This window comes from Candidatus Babeliales bacterium (genome assembly GCA_036260945.1).
GTDB lineage: Bacteria > Babelota > Babeliae > Babelales > JACPOV01 > JACPOV01.
In genome coordinates this window covers 18,719-31,762 of the sequence record DATALT010000002.1, presented here as the reverse complement: position 1 = coordinate 31,762, position 13,044 = coordinate 18,719, and the positions used below count along the sequence as shown (strand labels likewise).

Genomic DNA, 13,044 nt, shown 5'->3' with positions numbered 1-13,044 from the left:
ACTGTACGAAAATAATAAGATATATGTGGATATGCTTCATGATTTTCAATGCATGTTATGTAAAAGCATATGTTAACAACGAACAAGATTATTCTGTTGAAGGGAAAATTTCAGCATTTATTCCTTCATCTAAAACATCAAGAGCATTATTCTCTACAGTCCTGCCCCTTTACGAAATCCAAATTGCAAAAATATTCTGGCATTGGCAAACATGGCTTAATATTGGTTATCTTCATGCAAAAGGGCGTGCTCTTGGATGCAATAGTAAAACTAAAATTCGAGTTGTACCTGTAACCTTCGGACTAAGCTATCTCTATATCATAGATGATGCATGGACCATGCATACTGGGATAGGGGTATGTTGGAGCTTTTTAAAAAATAAAGATTATTCACCTTTTGTTTTGAACAATAATTCTGGACAAACAGCTGGGGGTCTCTTTCGACTCGGTTTTACTCGCCAACTAACGAATCATACTTTCGTAGATCTTTTCACTCAATATCTTTATCAAAAATTTTCTTTTAACCGAAGCGATCCATCCAAATATACGGTACGGAATAATTTTGATATTAGTGGATTTTGCCTGGGTATAGGTTTCGGTGGTAATTTTTAGAGGATACACGAAAATTCATCCCATCTAAAAAAGCTGAATTAAAGACACACAAAAAAACTGGCGTGCCAATCCCAGCTCTGAGCATCATCACTTATCCGTGCTTCCATCTTCGCAAAAAACTTAGATGGACAAGTCCTCGGCAAGTTACGACGGACAAATTTTGTTTCACGAAATTTGGTGTGCCCGGCAGGATTCGAACCTGCGACCTACGGATTAGAAATCCGTTGCTCTATCCAGCTGAGCTACGGGCACCTAAAAAAAGATATGTGGCTATAGTATACGCAAGAAAGAGAACTTTTTAAAGTGCACAATTGCCTCATTTGCGCAATTATCGTTCGCTTATGCTTTTGGTACGAAAATCTTGGTAAATTCTCGAGCAATTTCAATAAGCTTATTTTGCGTTTGTTCTGAAACATCTTGAGTTGTAAAAATTGTTTCATACGTTTCTTGATAGATCGATTTAACATAGCTCACAAATTGCTGTGCATAAGTTTGTACATCTCGAATCGGTAACGCATCTAAGAAGTTTTCCTTCAATAAGAAAAGCATCAGCGACTGATCGACGAAACTATAACCCGCAAATTGCGGTTGCTTGAGAAGTTCAACTGCCAACGCACCGCGGTTTAATCGTTTTTGTGCAACAGGATCGAGCTCAGTTCCAAACTGTGCAAAATCAAGAAGCTCATGATATTGTGCCAATTCAAGGCGCAATGCGCGCGTCATTTTCTTGATCGCTTTTGTTTGCGCGGCACCGCCAACACGAGAAACTGATAGTTCAACGTTAACAGCCGGGCGAACACCTTGATTGAAAAGGTGCGTATCTAAGAAAATTTGCCCATCCGTAATCGAAATTAAGTTAGTCGGAATATAGGCAGTAATATCATCGCTTTGAATTTGTACTACGGGAAACGCCGTGATGGATCCGCCTTTTGCCAATTTTCCCGCGCGCTCCAGTAGACGAGAGTGTAAATAAAAAACGTCGCCAGGATACGCTTCGCGCCCCGGAGATCTACGCAAAAGAAGCGACATTTCGCGATACGCAATCGCGTGATTACTCAAATCATCGTACACGATCAGAACATCTCTGCCCTGATCGCGGAAATATTCTGCAATTGAACATCCTACATACGGAGCAACATATTGACGAAGCACCGTATCGCTTGAATCAGCGCTGACAACAACCGTATATTCAAGCGCGCCATGCTCTTCGAGTGTTTTTATAAAACGCGCTAGGTTTGCTTGTCGTTGACCGATAGAAACATATACACACAAAACATTTTTATCTTTTTGATGCACGATAGTATCAAGAACCACCGCTGTTTTTCCGGTATTGCGATTACCAATAATGAGCTCACGCTGGCCTTTGCCGACCGGAATTAATGCATCGATTGACATGATGCCAGTTTCCAAAGATTCATTAATAGGGCTGCGTTCAATAATACCTGGAGCTTCCGCTTCGATTGATCTGGTTTGTTCGACATTTATTGCGCCAAGACCATCGATTGGTTTTCCTACCGCGTCGATAACACGCCCGAGCAAATTATCTCCGACAGGGATTTTGAAAACACTGCCAGTCCGCTTCACAACTTCTAGTTCATCGACCGCAATCGCGGCATCAAAAAGAAAAATCGAAACGTAATCTTCATCTAAATTAAATATAATGCCGCGATTGCCACCTTCAAAGGTGACGAGCTCACCCAAAACTGCGTTACGTAATCCATGCACTTTGCACATTGAGTCGCCAACTTGGATAACAACCCCAATCTCTTCAAGTTGCGCTTGATCAATATTGTTTAACGCTTTTTCAAATAAGGAAATAAGATCAGAGCTTTTAATCTCCATTGCTTAATAGCCTTTCTGCATTACGCAACTGCTTTGCAACCGAATATTCCCAAAGAACCGTATCGGCTTGAAGTCGAACTCCCGCAATAAGCGAAGGTTTTACTACAGGTTGGGTTTCGATTTTTGTTCCTGTTAATTGTTCAAAATAATTTTTAAGAATAATGATTTGTTTTTCATCAAGTGGATGCGAACTTTCAAGACGCGCATTAATAATCTGATTTCTTTCATCAAAAACTTCTTTTATGCTCGCACAAACAGTTGGCAGCATAAAAAGTCGCTGTTGCGAAAGCAGAAGATCGATAAGTTTTGTAAGTTGTTCGCTCATCGGCAATTGTTCACGCAACCGTTTAATAATATGCACCTTAACGCGATTAAACTTTGCTGGCAATTTCAAAAAAAAGAGAACTGAACGATTATGCTCAAAAAAATCGCCAATCAATCCAATCTCATTCACCGCTTTTTCATTAAGAGTATTTCCAAAAGCGTTCAGGTACGCGATCGCATATTTCCGTGCTAATGGAACATAATCTTTATTCATAATTTCTTCTTTTCTAAAGCTGCCACAAGTTGATTAAGATACTGGTCGCCCATTTGCTTATGAGAAAAATGTTCTTTAAGTTCTGTGCGTGCTTGTTCAATTGCCGGATTAATAATCTCTTTTTTGATAAGCAAATCTTGAGCGTGCTGTAAACGTACGAATGCTCGTTCTTGGTTTTGTGCAACAATAGTATCTTGTATTTGGCGCGCAGCAGTTTTATTTTTTTCTACTATTTGGACCCATTTGCCAATAGCGAGTGATAATCTATCGCCCAACTTCTCTTGCGCTGCAAGTGTATGCTCCATTTCTTTTTCTAATTCATTGAGCATCTCTTTTTTCATCTGTCTATTTTTTTCCGCGGCATCTTCTTGCGAAAGAACTTTATAAATCGAAGGCAAAACATACTTGAAAAAAGCATAACCCAACAATGTAAACACAACAGCCGCATTGAGTAATCTAAAAAAAATGGTACTAAGGCCGATCATGGAATGCTCCAACACGTTTGACAATAATGCCAGCAATTTCGTTGCGCATTCGACCAACTTTTGATTTATCCGGTTCTTCCGGTTTGAGAATTAGTTCTTCGTTAATTACTGCACTCTGTTGATTCAATTGTGGCAATTTAAGCTTAAAAATATTTTGCCATTCTCGCCACTGAGTTACTTCTTGTTTCTTAAGTTCTTCTATTCGCTTTTGGGTTTTTTCAAGTTGCGCAGTAAGAGCGCGATCTTGTTGCGATTGCGTTTGAATATCTTTAACAACCGCACGCAAAAGAATCCGATCGAGCGCAATATAAGCGATCGCAAAGTTAATCATTTGCACAAAAAAAGTTGCGTTAATTATCATAGAACAATCTCTTTATTCTTGCCGGAATAGCCAATACGTTTGGATTTTTCCAAGCAAGCCACACGGAACATTCCTGTAGCGTTTAAAGACTGTACCCCACAAAAATTAAACCACCAGCTACCAATAACGCATACACCGCTGATGATTCAATAATGCCGAGTGCCATAACGAGTGCACCCCGAATATCTTTTGCACTTTCTGGAAATTTCCCAATATTTTCGCATGCTTTTGCACCAACAAGTCCCTGGCCATACGCCGGAGCTATTGTGCCAATACCCATTGCAAGCGCCGCACCAATAAATGCTGCAGCTTTTGCTATATAGATTCCCTCGATACCGACGTTCATAAAAACCCCTTCCACCACTTTAGGATCTTTAAAAAATATATTTTTTTCAGTCTACCGCATTTTCAATTTCATTTACAATGACGCTGTTTCTTGCGCAAAATCCGCACGATCGATATTCCTAAAATCGATACCAAAAAATTCTGCAATTGATTTCATCAATCTTAGTTGCTCTTGCTCATCATGCTCAAAATCTTTATCCACAGAAAGAACAAGCAATGGTACATTTTGCTCGATTGCAGAAATATCAAGGCGCTCGATCAACCATTGTTCATGTTTTTCGTGGATTGTACTTAAATAATCGAGAGAAACATTTCGTTCTTCTGAACGATTTCGTTTCTTGAGTCGCTCGTAACAAACTTCGGGAGTAGTACGCAAGTAGATAAATCCGGCAGGTTGTGCAACATAGCCATCAACCAACCAAGAAAACCATTCTTGATACAATTTCCACTCAAGTGCATTCATAAGCCCTTGCTCAAAAGCGTTTTTTGCAAAACAATACCGATCGGAAAACACAGAACGCTCGAGCACCTGTACCGGATACCTGCTTTTACGTGCATGAGCTTCTTGCTCCATAACGCGCGTTACAAAAGCGTATGTTTGAAACGTATACGCCCAACGCTGACCATCTGCATAAAAACGCTCTAATAAATTTTCAGTTCCACCGACCTGTTGCCATTTAGCATGCGGCTCAAAGATGGCCTGAACCGACAATGCACGCTCAACAAGTTTTAAAAAAGTTGATTTACCTGCGCCTATATTGCCTTCAAGGGAAACAACGCGAGGATTTTTATGTAATTCGCTCATGAACAATACCAAAGTGTTAAATATGTAAAACAGAGGTCTTTTTTAGGTTACCTCTTTAAGCACAAAAAGCCAGTTAATTTGACCTCTTTTGCTACTCAAAAAAAAATATGGTACGATACCCTGTACTCAAATAAATAAACTAGCTGTAAAAAAAATATCAGTTTTATGCTCGTTCATGAGCTTAGTGAGTAGGTAAAACTATGGAGCAGTTCAGCTTGTTAGTTGTACACTCAACTACTGCGTTATTGTATCATTTGAAAATAAATCACCCCATTTTAACACTAAATGGTATTCTATGAATTATGTGTTCAGACATTGGATAAAAACCCTCTCGATGCTTTGTTTGTTTCCACTGTGGACAAACCCAATGGATCTTCTTTTGCAATATGACGATTATCCGGATCAAGAATTGCCAGCCCAAGATATACCTGCAGGTCACAATGCGACGGCCGCAGCGTTTGCTCTTTTAACAAGAGACTGCCCATCTGATGCAGAGCCGGGCGATATTATCGAAGCAGGTACTATTTTGCGCAATGACGTTTATTTGCGCACTAATCCGTTAGTAAAACGCTCGATTCTTGATTATCCGGCATTCTATTATCCATTCTGCCGTCCTGAAACCTGGTCTCTTATCGGACAACTATGGTTTAACCAAACGCCACGAATGGCTTTCTTTAATGATGCATTTGCATTGCGTGATTACCTGGCATTTGAAAATAAAAACCTCATAGCGCAAATTGATACCCTTGCTTCATTAGTTGTGAATCTCAATATCCCAAAAATTTTATCACTTCTTGGCGACATTGAGATTGAAGATCGACGCGCCGCTTTAATGTGTTGGTTTCAGTGGCAAAAAGAGAAATGGCTTATTCAGTGGAAAACTCCTTTTGCATATATTGAAAGAAACTTTCAACTCGACCAACAGGAAAAGGCCCAATTAGAGCAAGAGGTGAGTCTTTTTCAGGCAGACAATGATATTCCTGCAGAAATGGCCTCTCTTAATAGTACACAAGAGGCAGAATTTGATTCTTTCTCAAGAAAGCATCTGATAAGCGACAAATTTGGGTTGGGCGACAGTCGTTTCACCGCGGGTTACACATTTGTAGATAATGATAGCTTATGGGTAAACGCAGGCTTTCTTGCAACGATCCCCACCGCTTTTGCTTTCAGCAAAGGAGTATGGAAAGGATCTCATTTTCCTAAAAACAGCGATAATCCTCCTTTTGATTTAGCAGAAATTCTCCTTCTGGCACTCGGCGATGAAATACAACGAGCGCAAGCACAACAATTAACAATTGATTTTTTACTTGGTGCGCTCGATAAACTGTCTGCCAATTTACTTGATGATAATATTGGCAATGGCGGACACGTCGGATTGGGTTTTGTATACGATAGCAAATTGCAAGTCACACCCCGTTTTAGCTTTGATACGCATGCAGAATTTGAATATCTTTTACCCGTAATGGAAAAGCGGTTTTATATAAACGCAAAGAATCAAAACGATTGCGCAAATGATCTGAATTTTATTCAAGAACAACTTATTCAGACACTTTATCCTCGCGTTTACAATACCATGGTTTTTCCTGGTGTACTTATTAAATTTTCAACAGCGGCAGACATTTGGATCGCAGAGCAATCAACGCTCAACCTTGGCTACGATCTTTGGTGGCAACAGAAAGAAAAACTCGGCAGAATAGTTGCTTCAACGCAAAATCAAATTCTTGCGCGAAAAGATATCGCTACAAAACCCTCCGCTTTCCAAAGTAAATTATTTGGAGCGTATACGTACAATCATCCTGGAAAATGCGGCGATTGGTGTATTTCACTTACCGCAGATTATACATTCCTGAGCGCTGGTATCGGTAAAGATTACTCAGCTTCATTCAGACTTGAATACCTGTTTTAATTAAGAAGGAAAATTTTGAAGAAAAATCTATCTAAAAAAAAATTAGCCCTCTCATTATTGATTATTGTTTTAAATGGCCCATTAGTTGCAAACAGTAAGCCGCTTCAACATCGCGCTTTGGCTATGGTTGATGGCCTTCCTCATCCGATTGGTGTCGATTGGAAAACGGTTGATGAGATGGTTCATACCATAAAAGAAGTCCTTAAGGGGCAATTTGGCGTTAGGCAGCGCAATTCTAAAGACCGTATGGGCATTTTCACTTTTCGTAACTCGTTATATTCCATTCAAGGTTTAGCAACGCTGGAACGCTCCGCTCTTGAAACGAATGATAGAGAACTTTTGAACGATCTAGAGAATCATTTGGTCATTTTCAGAACTAGTTTTATTGAAATTATGCGTCCAATGCTTACTAGATTGCAAGGATTGCCACAGCGTACCGCTCATGAATTGATGAAAGAATGGGCAGATTTGCACAATCGACATGATAGTATTATCTTTGAGTGGTGCAAGCACAGAGCTGGAAGCGAAGAAGAACTTTTTCATAATCTCATAGCATCTTTTAAAAATTTTGATCAATTTTGCAGCGATGTTGTCAGCTTCCTTGATGATTTAATAAAAAGCTGCCCAATCGGTTACCAACAATATCTTGATGCGATTCACCAAAAAACATAGCTCATTATGAACGAACAACAGGAACTGGAAGAATTATTAGGAACGGTCGAGCGGTTTGTTTATCAACATCCACAGACTGGGTTTTCTGTTGCAGTGGTTCAAACAAAGCAGCGATCAACCCTCGTAACCGGTTATTTATCTTCGACTCACGTCGGTCAACAACTCATTATGCAGGGAAAATGGGTTACACATCCAAAGTTTGGTCGCCAATTTGAGGTCAGTTCTCATGTTGCTCAAATCCCAACATCACTTCTTGGCATAACCAAGTATTTAAGCTCAGGGCTGATCAAGGGTATCGGACCAGTTTATGCAAGCAAATTGGTTGAGAAATTTGGCGATAAAGTTCTTGAAGTTATCGAGCACGATCCAAAGCAGCTTGAAAAAGTTGAAGGAATTGGCCCGAAGCGTGCCGAAATTATTGCAAACGCATGGCAAGGCCAAAAAGAAATATCTGCGCTTATGATTTTTCTTCAAGAGAAAGATGTTTCTCCTGCTTATGCTGCAAAAATTTATAAAAAGTACGGCCAAACAGCGATGGCAGTTCTTAAAGAAAACCCTTATCGCCTTGCTGAAGATATTTGGGGAATCGGTTTTAAAACCGCAGATAAAATCGCTCAGCAACTTGGTTGCGCTCCTGATTCACTTTCGCGTATTAAAGCGGGCATTGCGCATCTTCTTTCCACTGCAACTTCAAGTGGCCATATTTATTGCGAGTTGAACGCGCTTAAAGAACAAGCATATGAATTGCTGGAACTCAAAAAAGAAGACCATGAACATCTTATTAAATCTGCACTGCATGATCTTTATGAATCGCAAAAAATAAAACTCATTTCTCATGAAGAAAAACATTTTATCACGCTGAGTTCTTACTATTTTACCGAATTTGGAATCGCAACGAGTATCAAAACATTGCTCGAACATCCTTCACCTCATCAGTTTGATCTGCAAGCGATTTATCAATCGCTCTTAACACCAGATAAACGCGGTATCATGCTCAATGAGGATCAACAAAAAGCTATCATGGCGGTGCTTCAATCCAAAGTGACGATCATCACCGGCGGACCGGGAACTGGTAAAACTACGCTCATAAAAAAACTTCTTGAAATTCTTGATAACCAACGGATCATTTATCGCCTTGCTGCGCCAACTGGACGTGCTGCAAAGCGTATGATGGAAGGAACAGGGCGCCATGCAATGACGCTTCATCGTATGCTTGAATTTGATGCAAGCACTATGAAATTTGTTCATAATGAAACAAACGCTATAAAAACCGATTTCATTATTGTTGATGAAGCTTCGATGCTCGATATCTTCTTGGCTTCTGCAGTGCTTAAGGCACTTTCGCATACGGCCCACTTAATATTAATTGGCGATATCGATCAATTGCCATCGGTCGGCGCTGGAAATGTTCTTAATGATCTCATTAGCAGCCAAAAAATTGCCACTATTCGATTGACTCATATTTTCAGGCAAGCACAAGATAGCCTTATTATCACTAACGCTCACCGCGTTAATAATGGTGAATTTCCTGTTTCAAATCTGCCCGATAGTAAGAAGGATTTCATATTTATTAAAGAAGATAAAGCCGAAAACCTTTTTGCTCATCTTAAAGCGATCTATGAAAAAACATTGCCGCGGTATGGATTCAGGGCTGAAAATTCAATGGTACTAGTTCCCATGAACAGAGGGATAGCGGGCACATTCACCATCAACTCTCAGTTACAAACACTTTTTAATCCCGAGATTAAAGATCAAGCACAAAGCAATGGCACTACCTTTAAAGTTGATGATCGCGTCATGCAAATTCGCAATAACTACGATAAAAACATCTTTAATGGAGATATCGGCACTATTACCGAAATAAATAGTACTGATCAGCAGCTTACGGTCCTTTTTGGGGATCGAAGCGTTATTTATGAATTAAACGAACTTGATGAACTGGTACTTGCCTACGCAATTTCGATTCACAAAAGCCAGGGATCAGAATACGATGTAGCGATTATTCCAATTTTCATGCATCATTTTGTCTTGCTACAACGAAATTTAATTTATACTGCCATTACACGCGCGAAAAAATTATGCATCATGGTTGGCCAACCAAAAGCGATCGCCATGGGAATAAAAAATAGTAAAGGCGTAAACCGAATAACTTTTTTACAGCATTATTTAACCAGCACATTAACATGCCGTTCATAATATTTTTCCGTCTTTTTACTCTGGGCACGCTTCTTGCGTCCCATCTTTATGCGTCTTCTTTCTTTGCACCGATGCCAAAAAAATTTATTATCATGCTTGATCCCGCTGGCGATGGAAAAAATCCGGGCAGATCGATTAAAAATAGTTTTGAACGAGGTACAACGCTCCTACTTGCCGACGCATTAGAGCAAGAGCTTTCATTCCAGTATCCGCATTTGCGTATTTTTTTCTCGCACAAACCTGGCCAATTGAGCGAACAAATGCAGATCGCGCAATCTTCTAATAGAATTGGGGCGCATCTTTTTATAAGTATTCATTGTTTTAAAGAGATACATTCATTGCCGTCGATCACTCTTTACCAAACTATTTGGAATCGTACAACCGATTGGTGGCAAGTTGCACCGCTCCAGCCAACGTTGATACCAGCAGCATTTGCCTATCGAGGATCGCTGAAAACAACGCATTCATTCCTGACGTTGCTTTCCACTTCACTCGCCAAACAAGCCGAGCAAAACACATTTAATTTCATTGGTGGATTTGCAATTCCATTTCGGCCTTTTTTTGGCATACTAGCCCCCGCAATTGCAATCGAATGCGGATTGCGTGATGAAAAAGACATTCGCTTACTCATTGATCCGATAAAAAATGCGCTCGCGGCACTTATACGCAAAGAAACGCTCTCATGAATAAATATCATTATTTTATTATTTCGCTTACGGCTTTTTTCCTTGGCTTAATTACCATAGCATTCCAACAACAATGGATCATTCTCAGATTACCTACGAAAATCACCCCCTCAAACAGGCCGTTAGTAGAAAATATGACAAAAAAGAAAGCGGTAACTATTATTGGCTGGCAAATGGATAAATGGACGCGAGAACCAAAAGAGCTTTTATGGCTCAGCGATAAATCTGAGCAAATAAAACAGCTTGTATATGCATGGCTCGAATTCGCTCATAACGAACAAGTCGGCGGAAAACAAATAAGTTTACAATCAATTATACTCGGCCAAAATGGATTAGATGCTTACATTTCGTTCGACCAAGCACCTCTGGAAAAAGAATGGTCGATCTATCGTAAATGGCATCATTTAGAATCATTAATAAAAACATTAAAAGAAAATGGCATTGCGCTTCGCTCAATAACCTGGCTTGTTAATCATCAGCCGTTGATCGATCCACATTTAGATTTTTCTCAAGCGTGGCCGTTTGAAGGGTTTTTAGATTCTGATGTGCGCTAAAAGAACTATTGGAAGTTTTAATAATAAATTCTTGAACTGCCAATAAATGCTTGTTTAATTGGTCGGCATTATTCTCAAATTCACTATCACATTCAAGTATGAGAACTGGGACATGCACAAGGTCTTGCAAAACATCATTTTTTTCAAGTAAAAAACGCTCATGCTGATCGTGAATCTGTTTAAGATACGCAAACGTTATATTTTTTTCAGCAAGTCTGTTTCTCTTTTTAATACGTTTATATGCAACTTCAGGCGTAGTTCTAAGATAAATAAAACCCTGCGGCGCTTTGCAGCGCTGTGGAATTAAATAGTTAAACCATTCCTGGTACATAGACCATTCTAAATCGGTCATAAACCCATTTTGATAACCGGTCAATACAAAGCAATAGTGGCCAGAATAAATGGAACGTTCAACAATACGAGCTTTGTTACTATGCTCTTGTTCACGAATGTGCTCGCGCACGCGACAAATCATTGCAAACGTTTCCAAGCTATAGGACCAGCGCCGCGGTTCTTGATAAAAATTAGCAAGCAGCGATTGTCCATAAACTTTTTTTTGCCAATTATGAAGCGGCTCAAGCGCGATACCAACTTGTGGCATATGTTTTTCTATCAGCTTTAAAAAAGTCGATTTTCCGGCACCAATATTGCCTTCTACAATATACATTTTCGCTTTCTGGTTGAAAAAAATGGATTTTGCTGTCCCTAGTTCTATTTTATCATAATTATTGAAGGTGCAACAGCCAAAAAACTATTCAGTTACTGATCTGATTGCTAGCGGATTAATACGCGTAACCACTTCATAATTTATTGTGCCGATATGCCGAGCCATCGCGTCGGCGCTCACTGCCTCATGCTCCCCTATAAGTATCACTTCATCGCCAACCGAAACTCCCGGCACGTGAGAGACATCAATCATGCACAAATTCATAGCGATTCTGCCGATGATGGGAGCAACGATATCGCGAATCATGACCGATCCTTTATTGGAAAGCCCTCTATCCAATCCATCCCAAAAACCAACCGGCAATACTGCAATCTTAGTTTCTTGCTGAACTTGATGCGTCAAATCGTACCCGACAAAGCTCCCAGCGGGCAAGTTTTTAAGCTGAATAATGCGTGTTTTCCACTTCAAAACAGGAAGGAGCGAGAAATTTGGTACCTTTTTCGTGACTGCATCTTTATTTTCCTGTGAAGGCCATAAGCCATAAAGCCCCATGCCAAATCGCACCAACGAACCGTGCGCCTTTTCATATGCTCCCAGGGCCGCCGTACAGGTTGTATGCTGCAGAGGGATGTTTATTTTTTCAATGCGCAACTTATTAATTAATTCATTGAATCGCGAAAGCTGCAGATTAACAAACCAATCTTCTTTGCTTTCTGAATTTGCAAAGTGAGTCGATATGCCAATGATTTCTACATGAGGCAACAGTACGGCAGCTTTAATAGTTTCAAACGCTTGATCGGGAAAAAAACCGAGCCGCGAAAGACCGGTATCAATTTTAATATGAATGCGCACTTTCAATTCTAGATTTTTTGCAATTTCGTTCAATTGGTTGATAACGTCTCGATCGTATACCACCAACTCAAGATCATGGCGAACGACCTCATGCAAATCGGCATCGATAATTCCAAGAACGATAATTTTTTTGCTAAAACCGTTTTCACGCAGGGCGATCCCCTCGGTTATTGCAACTACTGCGGCGCCATCAACTCCTGTATGATCTTGCAAAACTGAGCCAACAGCCAACATGCCGTGCCCATACGCATTGCTTTTTATCACCGGCACAAACAGCACACCCGGCTTGATAAGAGATCGATAATTTGAAATATTATGATCCAATGCACGCTTGCTTATCTCGATCCAGGTTAATGGCGCGCTTGCTTTCTGCCGATCGACTATCAACTTAGGATCTAAGACATTCCCGCTTTTCTTTTGGAGCTCTTTATGAATCATAGTGATTGTCTCCCCGTGACTTGGGATTGTGATAAAACAATTCAAGAATAGCATGCTCGGTTACGAAACTATAACGTTACGTAAAA

14 protein-coding genes and 1 tRNA gene are annotated in these 13,044 nt (G+C 40.0%); 6 read left to right on the top strand and 9 right to left on the bottom strand.

The window, feature by feature from the left end:
- Positions 1 to 38: 38 nt before the first annotated feature.
- Entirely contained in the window at positions 39 to 611 is a 573-nt protein-coding gene (locus VHO47_00605) for a hypothetical protein (GenBank protein ID HEX2977610.1), read from the top strand.
- A 175-nt stretch (positions 612 to 786) separates the two neighbouring features.
- Here the strand turns inward: VHO47_00605 and VHO47_00600 are convergent.
- From VHO47_00600 to VHO47_00570, 7 genes are all read right to left on the bottom strand, one after another.
- Positions 787 to 863, bottom strand: a tRNA-Arg gene (locus VHO47_00600).
- A gap of 87 nt (positions 864 to 950) precedes the next feature.
- Positions 951 to 2,453, bottom strand: a complete 1,503-nt coding sequence (atpA, locus tag VHO47_00595) for a F0F1 ATP synthase subunit alpha (protein HEX2977609.1) — start codon at positions 2,451 to 2,453, stop codon at positions 951 to 953.
- Positions 2,443 to 2,991: an ATP synthase F1 subunit delta gene (gene atpH, locus VHO47_00590; GenBank protein ID HEX2977608.1), complete on the bottom strand. Its 549-nt coding sequence runs from the start codon at positions 2,989 to 2,991 to the stop codon at positions 2,443 to 2,445. The genes atpA and atpH overlap by 11 nt, the downstream gene beginning before the upstream one ends.
- The gene (locus tag VHO47_00585; GenBank protein ID HEX2977607.1) at positions 2,988 to 3,476 is read right to left on the bottom strand and encodes a hypothetical protein; all 489 of its coding nucleotides are present in this window, start codon (positions 3,474 to 3,476) and stop codon (positions 2,988 to 2,990) included. The genes atpH and VHO47_00585 overlap by 4 nt, the downstream gene beginning before the upstream one ends.
- On the bottom strand, positions 3,463 to 3,837 hold the full coding sequence (locus VHO47_00580) for a hypothetical protein (protein ID HEX2977606.1): 375 nt from the start codon (positions 3,835 to 3,837) through the stop codon (positions 3,463 to 3,465). The genes VHO47_00585 and VHO47_00580 overlap by 14 nt, the downstream gene beginning before the upstream one ends.
- A gap of 82 nt (positions 3,838 to 3,919) precedes the next feature.
- Positions 3,920 to 4,183 carry an ATP synthase F0 subunit C gene (locus tag VHO47_00575; GenBank protein ID HEX2977605.1) on the bottom strand — a complete coding sequence of 88 codons (264 nt, stop codon included), beginning with the start codon at positions 4,181 to 4,183 and terminating at the stop codon, positions 3,920 to 3,922.
- A gap of 72 nt (positions 4,184 to 4,255) precedes the next feature.
- A complete protein-coding gene (locus tag VHO47_00570; protein HEX2977604.1) occupies positions 4,256 to 4,987 on the bottom strand; it encodes a deoxynucleoside kinase in 732 nt (243 codons plus the stop codon).
- Positions 4,988 to 5,354: 367 nt separating this feature from the next.
- On the opposite strand from VHO47_00570, the gene VHO47_00565 reads away from it, so the two are divergent.
- Genes VHO47_00565 through VHO47_00545 form a run of 5 tightly spaced genes read left to right on the top strand, consistent with a single transcriptional unit; the run spans position 5,355 to position 11,001 of the window.
- Complete coding sequence (locus VHO47_00565; GenBank protein ID HEX2977603.1) at positions 5,355 to 6,893, top strand: hypothetical protein; 1,539 nt, start codon at positions 5,355 to 5,357, stop codon at positions 6,891 to 6,893.
- Positions 6,894 to 6,908: 15 nt separating this feature from the next.
- Complete coding sequence (locus VHO47_00560; GenBank protein ID HEX2977602.1) at positions 6,909 to 7,565, top strand: hypothetical protein; 657 nt, start codon at positions 6,909 to 6,911, stop codon at positions 7,563 to 7,565.
- Positions 7,566 to 7,571: 6 nt separating this feature from the next.
- Entirely contained in the window at positions 7,572 to 9,761 is a 2,190-nt protein-coding gene (locus tag VHO47_00555; protein HEX2977601.1) for an ATP-dependent RecD-like DNA helicase, read from the top strand.
- Positions 9,749 to 10,447, top strand: a complete 699-nt coding sequence (locus VHO47_00550; protein HEX2977600.1) for a hypothetical protein — start codon at positions 9,749 to 9,751, stop codon at positions 10,445 to 10,447. Before VHO47_00555 ends, VHO47_00550 begins: the two co-directional genes overlap by 13 nt.
- Positions 10,444 to 11,001 (top strand): hypothetical protein, encoded by a 558-nt coding sequence (locus VHO47_00545; protein ID HEX2977599.1) that lies wholly within the window; start codon positions 10,444 to 10,446, stop codon positions 10,999 to 11,001. Before VHO47_00550 ends, VHO47_00545 begins: the two co-directional genes overlap by 4 nt.
- Here the strand turns inward: VHO47_00545 and VHO47_00540 are convergent.
- Positions 10,916 to 11,668, bottom strand: a complete 753-nt coding sequence (locus VHO47_00540) for a deoxynucleoside kinase (protein ID HEX2977598.1) — start codon at positions 11,666 to 11,668, stop codon at positions 10,916 to 10,918. The two genes, VHO47_00545 and VHO47_00540, sit on opposite strands and share 86 nt — an antisense overlap.
- An 84-nt stretch (positions 11,669 to 11,752) precedes the next feature.
- The gene (alr, locus tag VHO47_00535; GenBank protein ID HEX2977597.1) at positions 11,753 to 12,958 is read right to left on the bottom strand and encodes an alanine racemase; all 1,206 of its coding nucleotides are present in this window, start codon (positions 12,956 to 12,958) and stop codon (positions 11,753 to 11,755) included.
- Positions 12,959 to 13,044: the final 86 nt, after the last annotated feature.